Raw genomic sequence first — 20,372 nt, forward strand, 5'->3', positions numbered from 1 at the left:
AAGAAGCGCTTGCCTGGAAAAATTAATGGTCGAGGACCGAGAATCATACCGATAGGCTGCTACAGATAGTGGCCGAAGCATAGCGTGATTTCAATTCAATGGGATGAACCCGATTACCAGCACGTCACGCTACTGATGATGGAGTGACGGCAGGAGGTTGATTCGAAGGTTTCGAGACGCTGGCCCTCTTGGTGGTTGGAGGGCCTGAGGGGGTAAATGATAGGTGAGGCCGGGACAGATAGCACGTTACCTTGAAACGACCGTGCTATCTGCGAGGGCGGTGTTACTTCAATGCAAGTTTGTAAATGACTTGGGTCGCGTCCATGGGATCTCGGTGGCATTCAAAGCCTAACTGTTTAGTCAGCTGATGCATGTGAGTATTGCTTGTTGAGTCAATCGATATCATCTGTGCAAAACCGTTACGCCGTGCGGCGTCGATTAAATGCCGCATGAGTAACGTCCCCATGCCCAGATTTTGCCAGTCATCGGCAATCACGACCGCGCATTCGCATTGCCCTTCCTCTTCCAGCGCGGCATAACGACTCACACCGATTTCGATCAAGTCGCCATCTTTATGCGCCAACGCGACGTAAGCCATCCGCTTTTTGTTATCAACGTCCATCAACTGATCGAGCAGGGCAATACTGGGTTCATTCATTGAACCGAGAAAGCGAAAGTGCCGCGACTCTGGGGAGAGCTTTTTGATGAAGTTAAACTCGCGATCCCTGTCATGCGGTGCCAACGGCCTGATCAGGATGTGGGTCCCGTTGCTCAGCAAATCGATCCAGTGTTCACCGTTGACGCTTGGAAACGCGGCGCTGCCGCTGACATTGCTTGTTGGACTTATGGTCATGTTGATGCTTCCGTCGCAAGAAATGGGAGGGACTCTAAGCGTGGAACTTTGAACCTCTTGTACGCCTCGGAAGGTATTGCCAACTGATCTAGATCAAAAGTCCATGCCGGGGAGGATCCCGGCTGACAAGCGGTGAGCGGCTATTTGATGGGCCCGTGCCTGCTTGCGTGCAGGCACATGCCAGCCTTTCGCTGATTATTGCCCGCTGAGTCCGAGCCAGCCATGTATGCCCACATACAGACCGACACCGATGATCAATAGGCTGGAGAGGTAAGGTGCGCGGCGCGCCACAGCGCCCAGCCACGGCCAGCGATTGGACGCCTGCTTTGCACCCACGGCCGCAGCGACACCGACGCTGACCAGGGTGATCGCTAAGCCGATGCTGAAGCACAGAACGAGCACGCCGCCTAAAGCGACCTCTTTAACCTGCAGGCACAGCAACAAAACGGTAATGGCCGCCGGGCAAGGAATCAGGCCTCCGGTCAAACCGAACATGATGATCTGACGTGTGGTGACCTCGCGGTGGGTGAAGCGTTTGCGAATGTCATTGGCGTGCGCCCGTTCATGCGCATCCTGATAGCCGTCTATCGATAGCTCCAGCCCTTCCAGCTCGGCGTGAACGTGGTCGTGCTCATGCTCATGGAAGTCCAGATCATAATCATGAGTGTGACTGGCATGCCCCAGACTCAAGCGCGCGTTGAACTGATGAGGCTCGGGGATTTCGGCCACTGACTCCAGGTAGTCGCCGCGATCGACGAATGCGAACTGTTGGGTCAGTCCGTCTGTACGCGTCGTCGACACACTGACCTCGGCAGCAGGCCATGCATGCCCGCTCAACGATTTCACCCGCCAGCGTGGTGGGGTACCTTCTTCAAAAATCGACAGTTCGATGTGCCCATGGCCAGTATCGATGCGATGAGTTTCATCATGGTGATCATGCGCTCCATGATGGTGATCGCCATCTTGCTCGAACTTGAACATCTGTTCGCCGCGCCACGTGCGCCAGAGCATCCAGAGGGCAATCGCGATGATCATCGCTGATGAGACCAGCTGAAAGTACGGCTCAGTGGTTTGCGCATCCAGTCCTTTGCCCAGGTACATACCGCCGATAGCAACTAGCCACACCACTGCGGTGTGCGAAACCGTCGCCGCCAGACCCAGCAAAATCGCCTGTTTGACGGAGCCTCGAACGGCCACGATAAAAGCGGCCATCATGGTTTTCGAATGCCCTGGCTCCAGGCCATGCAATGCCCCCAGCAAGATGGCACTCGGGAAATACAGCCAGGCGTGAGTTCCACCCTGTTGCAGCAGTTCAGCGAAATTTGGCATGACAGGCCTACAGGTACTTGGTGATTTGCTTGAACTCTTCCAGTGGCGCACGCGCCCCATTGGCAAGTGCGTCCACGGTGTGTTCCAGGCAGTGATCGATGTGATCCTGAATAAGCGTTCGCTTGGCCTGACAAACCGCTTTCTCAACGGCGTGCAACTGCTGGGCAATATCCACGCAGGCCCGCTGATCTTCGATCATGGTGATGATGCTGCGCAGATGACCCTCGGCCTTTTTGAGCCTTTTAACAATCGCATCATGAGTCTGGTGCGTGTGAGGGTGAGGGTGAGGGTGTAAATCTTCGCTCATGGCGATGGGCGTCCTGGTTCAGAGTGCTGGCATAGTATCCCCCCGGGGGGGATAAAGTAAGCCTGCCGATAAACTCTGAAAATGCGAGGACGCTGCGTAAACGGTGAATCGGTATTCTGACGGGGAACCGAATCAGGTAAGGCTTGAGCCTGTATTTTTAAGCGGGAGAGACTTCTTGCCGGGGCGACCTGATCGTCGAACCAGCGCCGTGATAATGATCAGCGTCGCTAGATACGTCAGTACCTGAATCCCCGAGGGTTGGGCGCTATAACCAATAAGGGTGTGCAGCATTTTGCCAACGATGCTGCTTTCTTTTAGCAGCCAAGAGCTGTCCCACAGTGTTTCTCCCAGCGCCGGCAACCAGTTGGCGCTGACCAGAAACGCTACTCCCTGACTCGCCATGCCTGCCGCCAACAGGATAATCATCCCGTTTGTCACCTTGAACAGATGACGCATCGCGACGCGTAGCAAACCGAAGTAGAGCGCAATACCCATCGCCACGCCGCTGGCAATGCCCAGCAATCCGCCCATTAACATTTGCCAGGTCTGGTTTGGGTCGCTGGCCGCGATCCCGTACAAAAACAGCACGGCTTCGGACCCTTCGCGCAGCACAGCGACGGCCACGACGATGGCCATCCCGCTTAACGCGCGGTCTCCACTGCTCACGGCTTCACCGACCTCGGTGAGCTGTACCGCCATCTCACGCCCGTGCTTGCTCATCCAGATGCTGTGCCATGCCAACATCAGCGCCGCGATAAACATGACGCCCGCGTTAAACAGTTCTTGCCCGGCACCGGAGGCCCAAGCGCTGATGGCGTCAGCAAAGACCGCCACAAGGCTTGCGCCCAGAATGCCGCCCACAACGCCCCACGCCACCCAAAAACCTCTGCGGTATACGCCTTTGGTGGCGGCGAGGATGATGGACACCACAAGCGCAGCTTCGAGGATTTCCCTGAAAACAATGAGCGCTGTCGATAGCATGGGGTTTACTCCGGAAGTGGGTTATTTAACGATCAACCGAGCTTTCGAAATGCTTTCTTTGTACTCGTCATGAAACTCATAAGTGCCGGGTTTCAATGGGCCAATGAAAAAGCTCACGGTTTTGCCTCCCGTCACCAACTTGCCACCTTTAAAGTCATCGCTCATAAATTCGGCGGTGGTTTGATCACGGTTTTCAAGGGTGACCTTGACCTTCGTGTTGGCAGGAATTTCCAATGGATTCGGTGAAAACAGATGGTCCTTGATGACCAGTGAAACCTCCGCGTCAGCGGCGAGTGCGGGCTGAGCCATGGAAATAAAGGCGAGGGCGGCGGCAGCACTGACAGTTTTGACCAGACTGGAAATACGAAGTTGCATGCGTTTGATTCCGTTTAATCATTGGATCTTGGCAATATGACGTCGCATTTGTCAAAAATACGTTCAAATCGCGTGAAAAAAACCTTAAAAACAAGCGGTTCGTCTTTCGTTGCAGCGCTCCCCCGGTCAAGGGTGGCTGCGACGTTGACGCGTTAAGGGCTTCGTTTCAGAGCGGTCAGTGAGTCGTTTTACTGTCGATTTTGGCGAGTAGCGTTGTCAGGGCCGAGGCGCAGGCTTTAGGGTCCGGGCTACCGGACCGCAGTTGCGACAAGGCCCGGTCGATGGACTTATCCACAGCGGTCCAGTCACTGGGGCTCATCGGTTGAAGCTTTTCTTCGCCTTGGTCCCAGGCCGTTTCCAGATCGGTAATGCGTGAACGTGCAGCGCTCATGTCACCGGCATCGACCAGCGCAGAGGTGTCCAAGACGATTTTTCGGTAGGCAGAGAGATCGCCCAGAGGACCGCCAGCAGTGCTCACGCGTGCTGCGACCTGACCTTGTTGGCTTGCGAACTTGGCGATCAGGGTTTGCAACGATTCATCAATGGCGGCCTTGTCCGGGGTACCAGAGCGCAATTGCACGAGGGCTCGATCAATGGATTTATCCACCGATGTCCATCCTTCCTGGCTGCGTGCCTGAAGTTGCTTGGCCGAGGCGTCCCATGCGCTTTCCAGATCCTTGATGCGGGCTTTCCCCCCTGCGATGTCACCGGCTTTTACTTTGGCAAGGATGTCGCTGGCGATGGCTGAAAAGGACGAGAGATCGCCTAGAGAGCCTGTGGTTACTAGCGTTTGAGCGCTTGGCGATGCTTGAGGGGTGAGTGTCGGTATCCAAAACCAGCCGCCCAACCCGATGACGGCCACGGCCAGCAGGAGGCTGATAAAGGGGCGCGACGTCAGGCGGGGAATGGTTGAGCGCCTATCGGGTCTGCTTAGGGACCGACTGTGCAGCGTGGCCCAGAGGGCGCTGGAGATGAAAATCGACGACACCGCGCCGCACATCAACCCGATCACCAATGCCAGCGAGAACATTTGCAGCGGTTCGCAGGCGAATAAATAAAGACTGGTCGAGGCCATCACCACGGTCAGTACTGTGTACAGGGAGCGCCCCAGAGTTTGCTCGATGCTCTGATTGACCATGCTCAACAAGGAGGCTTCGTCTGGGGTATTGGTCCGTTTGAGGTTCTCGACGATGCGCCCGAAGATCACGATTTTATCGTTCAGCGAGTAACCGATGATGGTCAGCAGCGCGGCAACGTAGGTCACATCGATTTCGAACTTGAAGAGCGCGAAAACTGCCGAGACAAATAGCAGGTCGAGGATGATCGGAAGGACCGTGGCCACGGCAATGGCCCAGGAAAACCGAAGCCCGATGTACAGGGTAATGCTGATGAATGCGGCCAGGACGGCATAGATTGCACGGGTCGCGAAGTCGCGTGCGATGCCTGGGTCCGCCGTATTCTCTTCATACTCGACCTTCTGGTATTTCGCCTGGAAGGCTGAAATGACCTGTTTCAACTCAGCGGGCTTGAGGACTTCATCGAAGCGGGCCGCTATGTGTTCGTTCTGCGCGCCACCTACCGCCAGCGTCGCCGGAACGATCCCGGCAGCGGTCATGATCTGTGTGGCGTCGCTCTGGGTTGTCGGGCGATCAATGTCGATATCCAGCGCAGTGCCGGACGTGAAATCGATATCCAGATTGAGTCCGTGCGCACGGTAATACAGCGCACCACTGGCGATGGTCAGCACCGAAAGAAGGATTGCTGTTTTGCCGAACTTTACGAAGCCGAAAAAGTGTTTGCGCGCGTTGCGCGGCTTGCCGCTACCGATCAACCAGGTCCGTGGCAACCAACCCGAATCCACCAGCCACAAGGTCAGCGTGCGCACCAGGAAATAGTTGGTGCAAATACTGATCACGATGCTTGCCAGCAAGGTCAGCGAGAATCCCTGGACCGGCCCGATGCCTGCGGCAAACAATGCGATCATTGCCAGCGCAGTGACCAGATTGGCGTCGCGAATGGTCGGGAATGATCCGTTGAAGCCAATCACCACCGCTGTTCTCAGGTCATGGCCCCGCGCGAGCTGTTCGCGGGTGCGTTCGAAACAAATGATGCTTGCATCCGCCGCCATGCCGATCCCCAAGACAAAGGCGACTACCGCAGAAAGCGACAGGGTCGCGTGTGATGCGTTGAACAGAATGATCAGCAGCCACAGGTAGACGACGGTGCAGAATGCGGCGATCAGCCCGGCCCCTCGGTACAGCACCAGCAGCAAGAGGAAGATGCAGGCGATACCGATAACCCCAGCGGTCATGGTTTCAGTCAGAGCCGTCTTGCCAAGGACGCTCCCGACCGTTTGGGTGTATTTTTCCGTGAGTACCGTCGGTAGCCCGTGGGTGTCGCCCAGCAGTGAGCGCGACTCATCCGCCGACGTCAGTCCCGCCAGCTTCACGCGGATGTGGTCTTCACCCTCGAGACGGATATCAGGCTCAGACATGCCAATGCTGTCGGCCCGTTGGCGCAGGATGTCGACGGTATTGAGTACATCCTGTTTGGACAGCGTCTGCTTGCCTGGCTGCGGCGTAACAACGTAATAAATCTCATAACCTCCGCGAAACTCCAGGCCGAATCGCACCTTTGAAGCAAGGGGCGCGAACGACAAACTGATCAAGGTGGCCAGCAGGCCCACCAGCAGCACAAACAAAATACGTTGTTTCGATTGAGTCATGATCGTTGTACCCGGACATGCGTAATTGCCGGGCAGTCTATTGAGGTGCGAATGAATGGATCATTAACGATAGAAAGCGACGCAAAGGGGACGACTTTATGGCTAAGTACGAATGCGGTAGCGTGTCGCGAACGATAAGGCGAGGTGATCGATGAAGGCGCTTGTGGTCGAGGACAATGTACTGCTCGGCAAGAGCGTCAGGCGTGGTCTCGAAGAGGGGGGCTGGGTGGTCGATCTCGCCCTGGATGGCAAGGAGGCACTCTATTTCGTCGAGTCCAGCGAGTACGACGTGATCGTGCTCGATTGGATGTTGCCCAAGTTGTCGGGCCTGGATTTCGTCAAGACGGTGCGTGCGCAGGCAAGAGAAGTGCCCATCATCATGGTCACCGCCAAGGGCGATTTGCGTGACAGAGTCGAAGGTCTCGATCAGGGGGCCGATGATTATCTGGTCAAGCCTTTCGACATGGTCGAGCTGATTGCCCGGGTCAACGCGCTTTACCGGCGATCCACTGCTCGTGGGGCAACGTTACTGGAACTGGCAGGCCTGACATCGACCTTGCGACCATGAGCGTGACGATCAACCAAACCCCCTTGGTGCTGACGGGCAAGGAGTATGACCTGCTCGTGGCCCTTGCCAGTAAAGCCGGGCAGTTGGTCAAACGCACCGCGATCACCGGTTTGCTGTACTCCCTGGACATGGAGCCGGACAGCAATAGCCTTGATGTGCTGCTCGCGCGCCTGCGCAGAAAACTGATGGGGTCGGGCATAGAGATTGAAACCTTGCGCGGCAAGGGGTTCACACTTCGTGTGGCTTAAGCTTTCGCTGAATATCAAAATAACGATTACGTTATTCGTGGTGCAGGCGAGCGTGTTGGCGCTGAGTGTCCTTTGGTTGAGCCATTGGGTGGAGGCGGCTCGGCTGAATGAGTTGCGCCATCATCTGGATATTCAGTCAGATGTCATCGAGGCGCTTATCCTCCCCAAGGCAGGCCAACTGGTTTATCAGCGCAGCGGCGAGTTTGCGCAAGAGCTGGATCGTGACCGTGACGTCTATTTTATCGCGGGGGGCGAAGCAGGACCTCCGATTTTTGAGTCCCAAGGCCCCTCTGAGAAAATCCGCAACACCTTGCGCCAGCGCATGACGACCTTGAAGGTGACAGGCGAAGCATCCCGGTTGCTGAGCACTGAGTTTGGCAAATGGCTGGTTCAAAGCGGGCAGATAGAGCGTCAGTCCGGGGCAACCACCCTTCAGACGACGGTCACCGTGGCACTCAATGCTCAGCCCATGCTCGATGCTGTGAGTGAGTTCAAACGGCTGGCCACCCTGGCGGCGATTGGTATTTTGCTGCTGACGGCACTGGGTAGTTTTCTGGTGGTGTCTTATTCCACACGAAATCTGCGCAGTTTTTCGCGGCAGTTACGCTTGCTCAAACCCCCTGAGTTTACTCAGCGCGTGGTGTTTACACCTCATTCGGCAGAGGAAAAGCTGCTGTTCGACAGCTATGCTGAGATGGTGCATGCGGTGCGGACTGTTCTGGAAAACCAGCGTCTGTTCATTGCCAACGCGTCTCATGAGTTGAAAACGCCCATTGCCGCAGTGACATCTGCATTGGAGGTTATTCTCATGCGCCCCCGGGAGGCGCAAGACTACGCGGACACCTGCCGAGATGTTCTGGCGGAGATGCAGGTCTTGAAACGGTTGTCGTCGGCGCTAATGGACCTGGCACGACTGGACGGCGCCCAAATCGCCGGGATCAATAGTGAATGTCGGCTGGATGATGTCGTTCGCGTTGTAGCCGCCCGTTGGCAGCGGCAGGCTCAGGCCAAAAACGTGGCGCTTTCTGTGCAGATTGACGCAGGCGCACGTTACGAGACGCCCGGCTCGCTTGAACAGTGGGAAGTGGTGGTTGGAAACCTGGTCGACAACGCGATCAAGTACACGGCGGATCAAGGTCATGTATGGGTGAAGTTGAGCGCGTCGCCGGACGGCGATTGGCAATTGTCGGTCGAGGACGACGGCATGGGTATGACCTCGACGGATCTGGAGCAGTTAGGGCAGGTCTTCTTCCGAGCGGATACTGCACGCTCGGATGGAAGCTCATTCGGCCTTGGTTTTGCCCACGCCAAACGCATCGTTGAACAACTGGGTGGGCGGATGAGTGTGCAAAGTGTCAAATGTTCGGGCACCTGTGTGACGTTATTGCTGAAGACGTCGCAGTTCCTGGCCGGCTAATCCCGGAGTGTAATAGGAAAACTGCTCCTGACCACTTACATAGGCACGGGTTGATTCGGCTTGATATAGGCAACTGATCGACGTATCCGGTCAGCGAGGGTGCTGTCTGCATGCTGGTTGTGGTAGTGAAAGATAGCGGTTGCGCGCAAGGCATCCGGGTCAGCCGGTAGATTGGTGTGCAGCGAACGGTAGCCCCAGAACAGGTAGAGGTCGCCCGGTCGCATGTGGACTCGGGTGAACCGCTCGGGGTGCTTCGTGTACTCCTTTAGCCGCCGACGTTGTGCCCAGCGGTTATCGACGCGCAGCTTGTCGAGCAGGTTAAAGGCATAGGTTTTCCGGAGGGGGCGGTGGTTTGGCAGCATGATTAAATCGCCAGGATTATCCGGCATACAGACCGGCATGATGGTGGTCAGTACGAAGGAGTCGTAGTGGAAAATCGAGGACTCACGTTGACCTTGCTCACCGGTCAGGCAACGCAACACCTGATACAGACGCTGCTCGGTTGAATGTTCCCCCGTCGCGGCTGTAACGATACGCTTGCATAGATCGACGAAGTACGGGGAGCGGCCCCATTCGTCCAGGAGCGAACCGGCAACAGCTTGGTGCCCGGTCAGGGCAACGTAGTTGTTACCCGCCGCTACGACGGCGTCTGTGACCAAGGCCTGTAATTGGGTCAGCTCTGCGCTCGTCGCCCAGCCGGGTAACACGGCATAACCGTTGAGATCGATCGCCTCAATGAGAGACTTTATCTGTTCATCTGAAAACGTTGTGTATTGCATGGCTACATTCCCGACTTTCTTGAAATAGAAGGGGCGTTCGTAGGCACTCATCACAACATGGATAACGGCGTTGGGTGATGCCCACTCTCGCGTGGGTAGCGCACGGTTGATAATGCCGAGGGCACGTTTAATAGTGCGTCGATTCGTTCAGCGCTTTTAAACTATTCAATTACCGGTGTAGCAAAGCTTGTCGTCCGTGAGAACAGAGGCCACACCGACCTTCCAGACAACGCACAATCCGTCGTCTGGCAGTTACACTTTGAGGCTTCCCACGTGCATCGCCGTTTCATGAGCGTGCTCAGGGGGCCGAAATTTAGCGTAGCAGCTACTAAACATTATGCTGGCCGTGCCGAAAAATATTGTTGCGCTGAGCTGTGCACACAGCAGCTCGCGTGCGTGACGGCCGCTGAATAGTGTCTAATGGCCTCCAACCACGCCCCGGCAGATGATGCCGCTTTTGTGCGCACAGGCGGACGGGGCCTCAATCACGTTTTACCTCTATCGGTAACCTCAAATGAAACAGATCACCCCGGCTGACCTGGACGCGCTAGGTGCCCAAGCCCAGCAATCCCCGCGCCTGCGCGCTAACCGCAACCTGCACGAGGAATTGGCTGACCCGATCCAGCGCCTGGCTATCGCCATGGAGCCAGGCACCTACGTACGTGCCCAGCGTCATCCCCATACCTGGGAGTTGCTCTATCCCTTGCGCGGTCGGTTTGTGGTGTTGACTTTCGACGACGCGGGTATCGTCATCGAGCGCACGGTATTGGGCGAAGACTGTGCGGTACTGGAAATTCCCGCTGGCTGCTGGCATGCGGTGCTCTCTCTGGATGAGGGCGGTGTGATCTTTGAAGTGAAGCACGGGCCGTATATGCCCGTAGCTGAAGCCGACTTTGCCGCATGGTCCGGTGCCGAAGGCAGCCCTTTGGCGACCGCGATTCTGGACGGCTATGCCACGGCACAAATCGGTCAGCGTCTGCCCGGCCTTTAAGATAAGAGTACGTTTCGGACGGATGCCCGGCCCACGGGCTGCCAGTGAATGCCCGGTTGGTCGGAAACGACGGCGCGGGCCGGGTGATTTGTCCGCAGGGGAGAGCGGGCGCAGCAGCGCTTGTTTTTCCGTGTAACGCATCGCCGCTCAGGGCTATTTTTAGCATGATCCAGGTCAGTGACGACGGTCGCCTGTTCAGGTATTCTGCGCGGCTTCGGCGACCCCTACCCCCCAAAAAGTAAGGTCCGCACGTCATTTGACGGACTGGAGCACTTGCATGACCGATAGTCCTGTTCCTGTTTCGACCGAACCCGCCAGGCTCTTCTCCACGCTGCGTGAACGGATCAACTACAGGGTTGCCATTCTGGACCTCCAGGGACGTGGTTTGGTATTGATCGGTGGGCTCATCGCTTTGGCATGGGTCACGTCGGGCATTTATAAAGTGCAGCCGGACGAGCAGGGCGTAGTGTTGCGCTTTGGTCGTTGGGTGGACACCACCGAATCAGGGTTGCACTACCACCTGCCCTATCCCTTTGAGGCGGTGTTGCTGCCCAAGGTTACCCAAGTCAATCAGCTGCAGCTAGGCAGCGCCAGCAGTGCCCTCACCACGGGTAACAGCGGTTCACGTGACAAGCAGATGCTGACGGGCGATGAGAACATCGTCGAGGCAGATTGCACGGTTTTTTGGCGAATCAAGGATGCTGGACAGTATCTGTTCAAAATCAGCGATCCAGAGCGCTCGATAAAAATCATTGCCGAAAGTGCGCTACGTGAAGTCATTGGACGCACGCCGATCCAGTCCGCCATGTCCGACAAACGAGCGCAGATCGCGGATGAAACACGCGAACTGCTGCAACAGCTGTTGGACAGCGAGAAGGCTGGCATCCTCATCACCCAGGTTCAGCTGCAACGGGTCGATCCGCCGCCGCAGGTTATCGATGCCTTCAACGATGTGCAGCGCGCACGCGCGGATCAGGAGCGCGCCCGTAACGAAGCAGAGGCCTACGCCAACGATGTGATCCCTCGTGCGCGAGGCGATGCGGCGCGCATCACACAGGATGCCGAGGCCTACAAGTCGCAGGTTGGCAACCTGGCAGAGGGTGAGGCCAAGCGTTTTCTGTCTGTTTACAACAGCTATGTGCAATCCAAGGACGTTACTGCCTGGCGTTTGTACATGGAGAGCATGGATGAGGTGCTGAAGAAGGCCTCCAAGGTCATCATCGATTCGTCTGGAAAGGGTATGTCCGGCGTGGTGCCTTATATGCCGCTATCCGACCCAGGCAAGTCTGTTCAGAAGGATGCCAAACCATGAACCCCGCGCTCAAATGGCTGATCGCCGGAGTCGGCATCGTTACGTTATGGGTGTTGGCATCGTCGGTCTATGTTGTCGACGAAACGCAGCAGGCGTTAATTATCCGCTTCGGCGCGCCGATGGGCGTGGCCGGTGAGCCCGGCCTGAAGTTCAAGGTTCCGTTCAGCGACTCTCTGGTGTTCTACGACAGCCGGTTGCAGACACTGACCTCGCCGGCCGAGCAGGTGATTTTGGGCGACCAGAAACGCATTGAGGTCGAGACCTACACGCGCTTTCGCATCAGCGACCCGCTGCGCTTCTACCAGGCGGTGGGTACGCTGGACCAGGCCAGCGCACAACTGACGCAAATGGTCAGTTCTTCGTTGCGGCGTGAGTTGGGTCAGGTGACGTTGCGATCATTGTTGTCGCCGGAACGCCAGCAAGAAGTCGCCACCATCGAGAAGGACGTAGCCAGCAAGGCTGTGGGACTCGGGATCGAAGTGAGCGAGGTGCGTCTACACCGTGCCGACCTGCCATTCGAGGCCAGTCAGGCGATCTATGACCGGATGAAATCCGAGCGTCAGCGCGAGGCAAAGGAGCTGCGTGCACAGGGCTTTGAATGGGCGCAACAGATCCAGGGCAAAGCTGACCGGGACCGTACGGTCCTGTTGTCGGAGGTCCAGCGCCGGGCTGCGATTACTCACGGTGAAGCGGATGCTGATGCCAACCAGATTCTGTCGGCCGCGTTTAGCAAAGACCCTGCGTTCTACAAGCTATACCGCTCGCTGCAGACCTACCGGCAGGCACTGGCGGAGAGTCAGCCGACGCTGGTGCTGACGCCGGACGCTGAGTTCCTGAAGCAATTTCGCACGGGTCCTGCCGCGACCACCGTGAAGTAAAGAATGCGAGTCATTGAGCTTCCTTCTGACCACAAAGCATTTTGGCAACGGCTGACACGCTTGTTCGCCGTCATGGGGCCGGGACTGGTCGTGATGCTGGCCGATACCGAGGCCGGCAGCGTGGTGACGGCTGCCCAGAGCGGTGCACAGTGGGGATACCGCTTGCTGTTGCTGCAATTATTGTTGGTCCCGTTGATGTTCATGGCCCAGGAACTGACGGTGCGACTGGGGTTGTGCACTGGTAAAGGTTATGTCGAACTGGTCCGACAGCGCTTCGGTCAAGCGGTCGCGATAGTGTCCGCAGCGGTGTTGCTGCTGAGCTGCTTCGGTACATTGGTTACGGAGATGAGCGGGCTGGTTGGTGCAGGCAGCCTCTTTGGAATCCTGGGCTGGCAAATTCTTGTGGCGCTGGTGGTGATGATTCTCGGCATGGTCCTGACCGGCTCCTATCACTCGGTAGAGCGGGTAACCATTGCTATCGGGTTGTTCGGACTTGCCTTTCTGGTAATGGCGTTCAAGGCCCACCCGAACGTTCATCAGATGCTGCACGACATGACTCAAATACCTCTCGCCGACCATGACTATCTGTATCTGGTCGCGGCAAATGTCGGCACCAGCGTGATGCCATGGACGCTGTTCTACCAACAGTCGGCGCTGATCGATAAAGGGCTGGACACGGGCCGACTTCGGCTGGCGCGAGTCGATACGTTGGTCGGTACGGTGCTGTGCCAGGTGCTGACTTCCTCGGTATTGATCGCCGCCGCCGCCACGCTGGGTGCGCACGAGCAGGGTGGAAATCTGGACAACATCGCTCAGATCGGCGATGCGTTTGGTGCGCTGATCGGCCCCAGTTGGGGCAAAGTCGTTTTCGCGATTGGGCTGTCCGGCGGTGCGTTAGTAGCAACTATTGTGGTCTGCCTGACAGCTGTGTTGGCGTTGGGGGAGGCGATGGGGGTACGCCACTCGCTGGAGCAACACCCACTGGATGCACCTTGGTTCTATGGACCTTTCGCGGTGCTGCTAATCGTTGGCGCGCTGCTGGTGGCCTCGGGCGTCAATCTCATCCGGCTGTCGATTGCCGTGGGCGTGGTTAATGCAATTCTGATCCCGGTGATGCTGTTGTTGCTGTTCTTGCTGGCGCGCAGTGTCTTGCCGGCAGCACATCAATTGCGGGGAGGGTACGCACTGGCTGTCGGCGTCATCTTTGTACTGACTTCAACACTCGGCCTGTATGCCAGCATCGCCGGTTCACTCGGGTGATTTTTATATGAAACATCTCCTTGCCTGGAAACAGTCCCATGATGTTTGAAGGTTTACTGCACGCGATAGGCATGATCTTTCAGATATCCCTGCTGGACCTGATTTTGTCCGGCGACAATGCGCTGGTGATCGCTCTGGCCTGCCGCGGGTTGCCAGCGAATCAGGTGAAACAGGCGGTGATGATCGGTACTGGCGGGGCCATCGTGCTGCGCGTGCTCCTGACCACACTGGCCGGGTGGTTGCTGCTGGCGCCCTTTCTCAAGCTCATCGGTGCGGGGTTGCTGATCGTCATTGCAATCCGGCTGCTGATCGAAGAACAGCCGGATGACGAGAGTGACTCCGTCGAAAATACGCCGACCACCCTGTTCGGGGCTGTGACGACCGTACTGGTGGCTGATTTGGTCATGAGCATGGACAACGTGGTCGGACTGGCGGCAGTGGCGCAGGGCAGTATTTTCTATCTGGTGCTGGGATTGCTCCTAAGCGTGCCGCTGTTGATGTTCGGGAGCGTGCAGATCACCCGGCTGCTTCATCGTCAGCCTTTTCTGGTCTCGGTTGGCGGCGCGCTGCTTGGCTATGTTGCGGGTGATATCGCCGTTTCCGATCCTGCGGTGGTGGGCTGGGTAAATACTCAGTCGCCTGCGCTGAACACAATGGTGCCGCTCCTGTGCGCGGCTTTTGTGGTCCTGCAAGCGCGCATTATTCATCGACAGCGCGCGACGGTTGCCAAGCCGGCACCAAAGCTTCGAAGAGCACCTCCGGCATCGGAGTCTATAGCGGCAAGCGTAGTTGCCGAAGTCGCTCGGGACAGTGTGTTGATCGTTGCCGTCGATGCCCTCACCGAGCGCGCTAGCGTGGGCGCGACCAGTTCTGCAGAATCGTCAGCTACAGCGCCCTCTACGGGAGGCGCCGAGTGGGTACTCGCCAGTGTCAACCCTGTTCAGGACAAGCCTGAAGCGGCAGCTGTCGCGCGCAGTGTTCCGGCCGAAGTGCCAGACCGTGGGCGTCGCGTCTTCGGGGGGCGTGTACAGATATTGGTAGGGCTTGGGGCTATAAGTCTTGTGAGCTGGGTTTTGTACAGCTTCATTGGCAGCATCGCGGGTGGCTTGCTGCCCAGACCCGTGGCCGACAGCGCCTATGTTTGCCCCGGTGCCATTGCCACTGTCTACTATCGGCCCGGCGGCAGTGCGATACGTATTGTCACCGGGAACGGAGAAGCGGCAGGCTACGTGAGCCTTAAAAAAATTCTCTGGGAGAACCCCGCAGCAGCAGTCAGCGCGCTTCACCTTACGCCCCCCAGTGAAATAGAGAAGACCAACAGCAATGTGGTGACGCTCAGCGGCGGTAGCTTCTCGCAAATTCAGTGTGCACGCGTCCACTAGTGTTCATGGAACCTTGGGCCGCTGCCTTTTTAGCGCAGCAACTAGAGAGTCGGTTCATTGTAAATAGCATCCAATGAACCGGTTTTTGGCCCGGAATAAAGCTCCTGCGCGACCCTGACTACATCATCCACGCTGAGCGCACACAGCACATCTATGGGAAGTCCCGGAATCTCCGCTCGAATCAATACCTGTTGCACCCGGGTTTTTAAACGGGCGAGCATCAAGTGCTTGTTCTGGTCGAGGACTACTTTGCAAAAATCCTGTAGCGCTTCCACGCTTGAGCTGTCCAGGTCCGGAGACTCTTCCAGGCTGAGGATAATGGTATGCACGCTATCGCCAGCGGCCGTAATGTATTTTTGTACCTGCGCAAACACCCGTTCGGCATTCGCAAAAAAAAGACCTGTGTGTGGGCGCAAGATCAAAATGCCAGGGACTGCTTGCGCCTCTGGATGAAGGGTTGTGCTGACGAAATCATGGCCATGATTGAGCTGCCCAAGAATGGTCACCGATGACTCGGACAGCCGCCGCAACAGCATCACCAGGCTGACAGCGATAGCTGCCAGCAAGCCATCCAGTACACCTAATAACAGCACTGCCAATACCGCAGCAATCACGACCAGTCGGTCGCGGTGCAACGTGAAATAAGGAGCAAAAGTCGATGGGCGAAGCGTATGGCTGACGGCATGCACGACAATCGCCGCCACCACAGGTTCCGGTGTCAGGGCGATGGTTGGCAGAAGCGTCATCACGATGATCAAGAGCGCAAGGGCAGCAGACCAACCCGCCAGTCGCGACAAAGTCCCCGATGCCTCGTTTGCCGACGTCGCTGAGTAACCGGCGCCCACCGGCATGCCGTGGAAAAGTCCAGACACCAGGTTAGCGACACCGAGGGCAAGTAAATCCCGGTTAGGCGAGACACTGTCACCATGCTTCATCGCAAAACTGCGGATCGAACTGTAGGACTCTGCGTAGAGAATCAGCACCATGGCGATACTGAGTTCTCCTACTCGTAGCCACTCTGTGTACAGCAGCGTCGGGAGCGTCGGTGCGGTGAGTTGCAGGTTTATGGAGCCGACCAGACTAATGCCATACTGCGAAAAGTTCAGCCATTCACCGGCCGTGATGCCGATGACAATCACCAGCAGCCCTCCGGGCAGGTGTGGCATACGGGCAAACAAGAACAGCAATAACCACGCGGCGACGGCCACCGCCACGGCGGCCCAATTCCATGATCCTGTCTGACTGAATAACTCGACCAAGAATCGGATCAGGTCAGTGTGCTGGGGGTGGACGCCAACCACGTAAGCGATCTGCTTGAAAATAATCACGATGGCAAGGCCGAAGGCAAACCCGCGCAAAACCGGTTTGGCAATAAAGGCTGACATGCTGCCTAATCGTGCAAGTCCCGCGACCGTGAAAAACAGACCGGTCAGCATGACCAGGGCGATGGCAATAACCAGTCTGAGCGTGTTGTCTGGGCCCGCCATCGACGCGGAGGCAGCTGCCAGCACGGCAGCAGACGATGACGTTGCAGAGACGATCGCGAAGCGGCTGGTGCCGATCAATCCGTAGCAGACCAGTCCGGCAAACAGGGCAATGACCCCGGCCTGAGGCGCCAGATTTGCAATGCTTGCGTAAGCGACTGCCTCCGGTAACAGCAATCCAGCCAACGACAAGCCGGCAATGATATCCAGCCAGGACACACGGTCGATCAGCTTTGTTTTGACAGGCCCGGACTGCGGGCTTGGTGTTGACATCGGTGGCGCCTCGATCACGTTGCATGGGCTCTGGTCCCGGATAAAATAACCTGAGCTTACTTTTTATACTCAGGCTAAGCGTCCTGCCCCATTGATCTATTGATCATAACCACGATTCGACAACACGACGGTCCAACTCTTCCCAGTCAGCCATGCCCAGCACCCTGGTCGTATTAAGGCCTCGCAGGTAGCCCCTGAGCTGATTGGCCGATGCGCGCAAGTCATCGGACTGGATGTTGTCGTCGTGTAGAGCCTCTTCGTAGAGGCTCAGGTACTCGGCAACCCGGTCGCGATATTCCGGCAACACTGCTTCGCGGATACGGTCAAAGGTTCGCAGCTTCTGATGGGTATTCACGGTGTCATCCTTGCTGAGCTTGAGGGCTGCCGCCTGGGTGGGAGGATCGGATTTTAATGTACCTCATGCGAGGTCGCCTGTTGGACATGTAGTTGAGTAAAAAGGGAAAAAGAGATCGGTCTTACTGCGCTCGCAATAATATAAACGGCGCTGGGCATCATCAACGGCGTCTTGCACAGCCCACTTTTCGCTGATGACTAAAAAGGCCTACCTTTAGGTAAGCCCTTTTTAGTGTGCGGTGACCTATAACAATTAGATGGGGTATGACAGGCGACAGAACAGAACGAATTATTTTATTCGGTCACTCATTAAGGACGTGCCCGGGGGCTCGAGGTGTTCGCTTCGCTCATGGTCTTTATCCGGCTTTCGAGCATGCGCCCGATCTTCGAGGCGAAAAAGTCTGCCCTGCGGCTGATCGGCAAAATAACCCCGTAAACCTTGTCGCTTGCTCTCAATGAGCTGAGTGTTCTTTCGCTAGCACTCAGGCTCGAAAGGGCCTCACGCAATTCAAGTAGATTTGCGATCATTTTTGGCAGCGGGTCGTCATGGGGTCGGAGTTTGCGCATGGTTGATTCTCGCGGTTGAGCCCCTAGCATACCCAATGTCAGGGGCCTACCCGAGATCAGGCGATGACCGGAGGGCAGAGTGATACTCGCCAAGCATTGCGACTTAGCGATAGCTGAACAAGGCACCCCGCTTTGTCAGCCGTATGTGATCCGCAGCGACGAGCAGCAGGCCAAGCGGATCACTTAGGCCGCCATACGTAAAGTCGCCAGAAATCATATCGAGCTGAATCAGATCCCTCAAGCCCATAAGGTTTCGCTCAGCGTTACCCATCAAGGCAAGCGAAGACCTGAATTCGGCTATCGAGAGCTGAGCGATCAGGGATTGGAGCAGCGCGGAGTTGTTTTCGATGTACATGGAATGACCCTGTGTGCACAGCGAACAGAGTGGAACGCCATGAACGTAAGAAGTCAGTGAAGTCGGTTCGTTCAGTCTGTTTGGATTTAAGACTCCGGCTGTTACCTCTAGGGTCCTTACTCGGCTTTATTCCTGACGATCCGTCCCGACTTTATCTCATCGACATAGGCTTTTAATCGGTCGGAATCCTTGTATAAGCGATTCATCAGGTGCAACACCGCAACAACATCCACATCGTTAATTCGCTCGGCGAGCCGACTGATTTCGCCTGCCGTTTGCTCCAGATTGCAGGCCACATTATTAAGGTCGCGCTTCAATTCTTGCGCTGACTTCTTGATTCCCACGATAACCCCCTAAAAAAACGTCGCACCACGAGCCCGCTACGGTCCCATGATCGCCTTGTATTGTTTCTGACGTTCATCATAAGGCAAGTCCTGCTGCATAAGCTTCTGGATCGGTCTGCAGCCAGACCTTACCGCGATTAAATCCCGATCTTTGCCCCATCTTTAACCACCAGACCTTCTACGGTGGTCTATTCAGCCGACATCTCCATCTCCGGGCTGAGGGTGCCGAGCCAGGCAACCAGGCTCAGAATGATCACGGCGGCCGACAACTCCAGAATCATGCTGCGCCGCAAGGCGTTGATAGCGACCGTGTAAACCCCTGTTTGAATGGACCGTTCGAGCAGCGGGCTCAGGTGGAAGCGGTTCAACGCCGCAAACACTAGCATCCCGGCAAACAAGAAGACCTTTAAAGACAGCAGGGCCCCGTAAGTGCTGGTGGTCAATGTCTCGAATGTCGGCCCGATAATCAGCAGATAGTTAACTACCCCGGTGATAGTCAGGGTGACGACGATGAGCGCCCCTGCTGATTCGAAACCGGTCAGCGTTCGCGCCAGCAACCGGACTTGCAGTTCGCCTGTGAGCTTGTTTGAACGCAACAAAAGCGCAAATGCGGCCAGAGCACCCAGCCAGCCGCCAGCACCCAGAATATGAACAATATCGCTCGTGAAATGCAGGTAGCGACGAGGGCCTTCATCCATGGCGCCATGCCCTGTCCACGCTAGAGTAGCCAGTGCGGTGGCTCCGCACACAGTGACCATCCACAGGCTGAAAGCAGGGGCGCGCCTGTTGAATAGGGCGGCTACGACTGCCAGCGTCAGCGAGGCTATTCGGACCATCCATGTCAGCCCGACATCAGTCCCCATCAGCATCATTTGGAAAATATGGTGATGGAGTTCCATGAAACTGGACACTCCGCTCATCGACTTGGCCATTTGCAGCATCGCTGCCATCGACAGCAAAATGCCGATAACAGCGGTGCCCGCCAAGAGCGACTCAAAATTCAAAACAGCACCGCCGGCCCGTTCTTTTCCTCTGAGGCTATACAGACCGAACACCGCCAGCCCAAAGAGCAACATCAGGTCGATATACAGCATGAAGCGAAGCGTTATGTTGATTGAGTCGCCCATGGATCAGTTGACTTTAAAGGTCACGGCGCCTGTGATCGGGTGGGTATCGGAAGAGACCGCTCTCCACTCGACCTTGTAGGTGCCTGACGTGAGCGGAGCCGCGGGAGTGATCACCATCGTTTTTGGGTCGGCGCCGCCTGCGACACGGGCCTTAACGCCCATGGGTGAATTAGGCATGCCCGGCATGTCAGTCATGATCAGTTTCGCTCCCGAGAACTGAGTCATGAGCTTTTCCGAGAAGTGCAGTTCGATTTTTTCAGGCGCGGCTACCGTGGCACCCTCCGCAGGCGTAGATGACAGTAGTTTTGGATGCGCCTGGGCTATAGCACTCAGGAACAATCCGGTACTGAGTACTGTTGCGACGGTGATGCTTTTGAAATATGACATGCAAGGTTCCTGGCGGCGTGGGCCGCTGGTTGAGTTTTATTGTTTGAGCCGGTTTGGATTTCACGTGTCGATTGCG

General features: G+C 56.6%; 21 protein-coding genes. 8 read left to right on the plus strand and 13 right to left on the minus strand.

Annotation, left to right across the window (positions count from 1 at the left end; translation table 11 throughout):
- Positions 1-283: 283 nt before the first annotated feature.
- The 6 genes from RHM55_RS19385 to secF all read right to left on the minus strand — a co-directional run bounded on the left by RHM55_RS19385 (position 284) and on the right by secF (position 6,570).
- The gene (locus RHM55_RS19385) at positions 284-853 is read right to left on the minus strand and encodes a GNAT family N-acetyltransferase (RefSeq protein ID WP_407074676.1); all 570 of its coding nucleotides are present in this window, start codon (positions 851-853) and stop codon (positions 284-286) included.
- A gap of 195 nt (positions 854-1,048) precedes the next feature.
- Positions 1,049-2,182, minus strand: coding sequence for a nickel/cobalt efflux protein RcnA (locus tag RHM55_RS19390; protein WP_322177867.1), 1,134 nt, complete (start codon positions 2,180-2,182; stop codon positions 1,049-1,051).
- Positions 2,183-2,189: 7 nt separating this feature from the next.
- Positions 2,190-2,489 (minus strand): metal-sensing transcriptional repressor, encoded by a 300-nt coding sequence (locus RHM55_RS19395; protein ID WP_322177868.1) that lies wholly within the window; start codon positions 2,487-2,489, stop codon positions 2,190-2,192.
- A gap of 132 nt (positions 2,490-2,621) precedes the next feature.
- A complete protein-coding gene (locus RHM55_RS19400; protein ID WP_322177869.1) occupies positions 2,622-3,470 on the minus strand; it encodes an FTR1 family iron permease in 849 nt (282 codons plus the stop codon).
- A gap of 21 nt (positions 3,471-3,491) precedes the next feature.
- Entirely contained in the window at positions 3,492-3,845 is a 354-nt protein-coding gene (locus RHM55_RS19405; RefSeq protein ID WP_322177870.1) for a cupredoxin domain-containing protein, read from the minus strand.
- A 175-nt stretch (positions 3,846-4,020) separates the two neighbouring features.
- The gene (secF, locus tag RHM55_RS19410; RefSeq protein WP_322177871.1) at positions 4,021-6,570 is read right to left on the minus strand and encodes a protein translocase subunit SecF; all 2,550 of its coding nucleotides are present in this window, start codon (positions 6,568-6,570) and stop codon (positions 4,021-4,023) included.
- Positions 6,571-6,721: 151 nt separating this feature from the next.
- Here secF and RHM55_RS19415 point away from each other — a divergent pair, with 151 nt between their 5' ends.
- The 3 genes from RHM55_RS19415 to RHM55_RS19425 are packed head-to-tail and all read left to right on the plus strand — an operon-like array spanning position 6,722 to position 8,803.
- Entirely contained in the window at positions 6,722-7,138 is a 417-nt protein-coding gene (locus tag RHM55_RS19415; protein WP_322177872.1) for a response regulator transcription factor, read from the plus strand.
- Positions 7,135-7,386 (plus strand): winged helix-turn-helix domain-containing protein, encoded by a 252-nt coding sequence (locus RHM55_RS19420; protein WP_322177873.1) that lies wholly within the window; start codon positions 7,135-7,137, stop codon positions 7,384-7,386. Before RHM55_RS19415 ends, RHM55_RS19420 begins: the two co-directional genes overlap by 4 nt.
- Positions 7,376-8,803 carry a HAMP domain-containing sensor histidine kinase gene (locus RHM55_RS19425; RefSeq protein WP_322177874.1) on the plus strand — a complete coding sequence of 476 codons (1,428 nt, stop codon included), beginning with the start codon at positions 7,376-7,378 and terminating at the stop codon, positions 8,801-8,803. Before RHM55_RS19420 ends, RHM55_RS19425 begins: the two co-directional genes overlap by 11 nt.
- A gap of 35 nt (positions 8,804-8,838) precedes the next feature.
- Here the strand turns inward: RHM55_RS19425 and RHM55_RS19430 are convergent, their stop codons facing one another.
- Complete coding sequence (locus tag RHM55_RS19430; protein WP_322177875.1) at positions 8,839-9,582, minus strand: hypothetical protein; 744 nt, start codon at positions 9,580-9,582, stop codon at positions 8,839-8,841.
- Positions 9,583-10,096: 514 nt separating this feature from the next.
- On the opposite strand from RHM55_RS19430, the gene RHM55_RS19435 reads away from it, so the two are divergent.
- From RHM55_RS19435 to RHM55_RS19455, 5 genes are all read left to right on the plus strand, one after another.
- Positions 10,097-10,573 (plus strand): WbuC family cupin fold metalloprotein, encoded by a 477-nt coding sequence (locus RHM55_RS19435; protein ID WP_322177876.1) that lies wholly within the window; start codon positions 10,097-10,099, stop codon positions 10,571-10,573.
- 277 nt (positions 10,574-10,850) lie between these two features.
- Positions 10,851-11,885, plus strand: coding sequence for an FtsH protease activity modulator HflK (gene hflK, locus RHM55_RS19440; protein ID WP_322177877.1), 1,035 nt, complete (start codon positions 10,851-10,853; stop codon positions 11,883-11,885).
- Positions 11,882-12,763: a protease modulator HflC gene (locus tag RHM55_RS19445; protein ID WP_322177878.1), complete on the plus strand. Its 882-nt coding sequence runs from the start codon at positions 11,882-11,884 to the stop codon at positions 12,761-12,763. Before hflK ends, RHM55_RS19445 begins: the two co-directional genes overlap by 4 nt.
- A gap of 3 nt (positions 12,764-12,766) precedes the next feature.
- A complete protein-coding gene (locus RHM55_RS19450) occupies positions 12,767-14,023 on the plus strand; it encodes an NRAMP family divalent metal transporter (RefSeq protein ID WP_322177879.1) in 1,257 nt (418 codons plus the stop codon).
- Positions 14,024-14,061: 38 nt separating this feature from the next.
- Positions 14,062-15,405: a TerC family protein gene (locus RHM55_RS19455; RefSeq protein ID WP_322177880.1), complete on the plus strand. Its 1,344-nt coding sequence runs from the start codon at positions 14,062-14,064 to the stop codon at positions 15,403-15,405.
- Positions 15,406-15,446: 41 nt separating this feature from the next.
- Here RHM55_RS19455 and RHM55_RS19460 read toward each other — a convergent pair whose 3' ends face one another.
- From RHM55_RS19460 to copC, 6 genes are all read right to left on the minus strand, one after another.
- Positions 15,447-17,162, minus strand: a complete 1,716-nt coding sequence (locus tag RHM55_RS19460; protein ID WP_322177881.1) for a SulP family inorganic anion transporter — start codon at positions 17,160-17,162, stop codon at positions 15,447-15,449.
- 103 nt (positions 17,163-17,265) lie between these two features.
- The gene (locus RHM55_RS19465) at positions 17,266-17,517 is read right to left on the minus strand and encodes a hypothetical protein (RefSeq protein WP_322177882.1); all 252 of its coding nucleotides are present in this window, start codon (positions 17,515-17,517) and stop codon (positions 17,266-17,268) included.
- Between the two features lie 669 nt (positions 17,518-18,186).
- On the minus strand, positions 18,187-18,438 hold the full coding sequence (locus RHM55_RS19470) for a hypothetical protein (protein WP_322177883.1): 252 nt from the start codon (positions 18,436-18,438) through the stop codon (positions 18,187-18,189).
- A gap of 116 nt (positions 18,439-18,554) precedes the next feature.
- Positions 18,555-18,782, minus strand: a complete 228-nt coding sequence (locus tag RHM55_RS19475; protein WP_219063445.1) for a hypothetical protein — start codon at positions 18,780-18,782, stop codon at positions 18,555-18,557.
- Between the two features lie 188 nt (positions 18,783-18,970).
- Entirely contained in the window at positions 18,971-19,909 is a 939-nt protein-coding gene (gene copD / locus RHM55_RS19480; RefSeq protein ID WP_322177884.1) for a copper homeostasis membrane protein CopD, read from the minus strand.
- A 3-nt stretch (positions 19,910-19,912) separates the two neighbouring features.
- Positions 19,913-20,296, minus strand: a complete 384-nt coding sequence (gene copC, locus RHM55_RS19485; RefSeq protein WP_322177885.1) for a copper homeostasis periplasmic binding protein CopC — start codon at positions 20,294-20,296, stop codon at positions 19,913-19,915.
- Positions 20,297-20,372 lie beyond the last annotated feature (76 nt).

The sequence above is a fragment of the Pseudomonas sp. MH9.2 genome (assembly GCF_034353875.1).
Taxonomy (GTDB): domain Bacteria; phylum Pseudomonadota; class Gammaproteobacteria; order Pseudomonadales; family Pseudomonadaceae; genus Aquipseudomonas.

Excerpts from the sequence above, each read along its gene's own strand:
- RHM55_RS19400 (WP_322177869.1), bottom strand. The coding sequence starts at position 3,470 with ATGCTATCGACAGCGCTCATTGTTTTCAGGGAAATCCTCGAAGCTGCG.
- RHM55_RS19405 (WP_322177870.1), bottom strand. The coding sequence starts at position 3,845 with ATGCAACTTCGTATTTCCAGTCTGGTCAAAACTGTCAGTGCTGCCGCC.
- RHM55_RS19430 (WP_322177875.1), bottom strand. The coding sequence starts at position 9,582 with ATGCAATACACAACGTTTTCAGATGAACAGATAAAGTCTCTCATTGAG.
- copD (WP_322177884.1), bottom strand. The coding sequence starts at position 19,909 with ATGGGCGACTCAATCAACATAACGCTTCGCTTCATGCTGTATATCGAC.
- RHM55_RS19455 (WP_322177880.1), top strand. The coding sequence starts at position 14,062 with ATGATGTTTGAAGGTTTACTGCACGCGATAGGCATGATCTTTCAGATA.
- RHM55_RS19450 (WP_322177879.1), top strand. The coding sequence starts at position 12,767 with ATGCGAGTCATTGAGCTTCCTTCTGACCACAAAGCATTTTGGCAACGG.
- RHM55_RS19470 (WP_322177883.1), bottom strand. The coding sequence starts at position 18,438 with ATGTACATCGAAAACAACTCCGCGCTGCTCCAATCCCTGATCGCTCAG.
- RHM55_RS19415 (WP_322177872.1), top strand. The coding sequence starts at position 6,722 with ATGAAGGCGCTTGTGGTCGAGGACAATGTACTGCTCGGCAAGAGCGTC.
- RHM55_RS19385 (WP_407074676.1), bottom strand. The coding sequence starts at position 853 with ATGACCATAAGTCCAACAAGCAATGTCAGCGGCAGCGCCGCGTTTCCA.
- RHM55_RS19435 (WP_322177876.1), top strand. The coding sequence starts at position 10,097 with ATGAAACAGATCACCCCGGCTGACCTGGACGCGCTAGGTGCCCAAGCC.
- RHM55_RS19460 (WP_322177881.1), bottom strand. The coding sequence starts at position 17,162 with ATGTCAACACCAAGCCCGCAGTCCGGGCCTGTCAAAACAAAGCTGATC.
- RHM55_RS19395 (WP_322177868.1), bottom strand. The coding sequence starts at position 2,489 with ATGAGCGAAGATTTACACCCTCACCCTCACCCTCACACGCACCAGACT.
- RHM55_RS19390 (WP_322177867.1), bottom strand. The coding sequence starts at position 2,182 with ATGCCAAATTTCGCTGAACTGCTGCAACAGGGTGGAACTCACGCCTGG.
- copC (WP_322177885.1), bottom strand. The coding sequence starts at position 20,296 with ATGTCATATTTCAAAAGCATCACCGTCGCAACAGTACTCAGTACCGGA.
- RHM55_RS19420 (WP_322177873.1), top strand. The coding sequence starts at position 7,135 with ATGAGCGTGACGATCAACCAAACCCCCTTGGTGCTGACGGGCAAGGAG.
- secF (WP_322177871.1), bottom strand. The coding sequence starts at position 6,570 with ATGACTCAATCGAAACAACGTATTTTGTTTGTGCTGCTGGTGGGCCTG.
- RHM55_RS19445 (WP_322177878.1), top strand. The coding sequence starts at position 11,882 with ATGAACCCCGCGCTCAAATGGCTGATCGCCGGAGTCGGCATCGTTACG.
- hflK (WP_322177877.1), top strand. The coding sequence starts at position 10,851 with ATGACCGATAGTCCTGTTCCTGTTTCGACCGAACCCGCCAGGCTCTTC.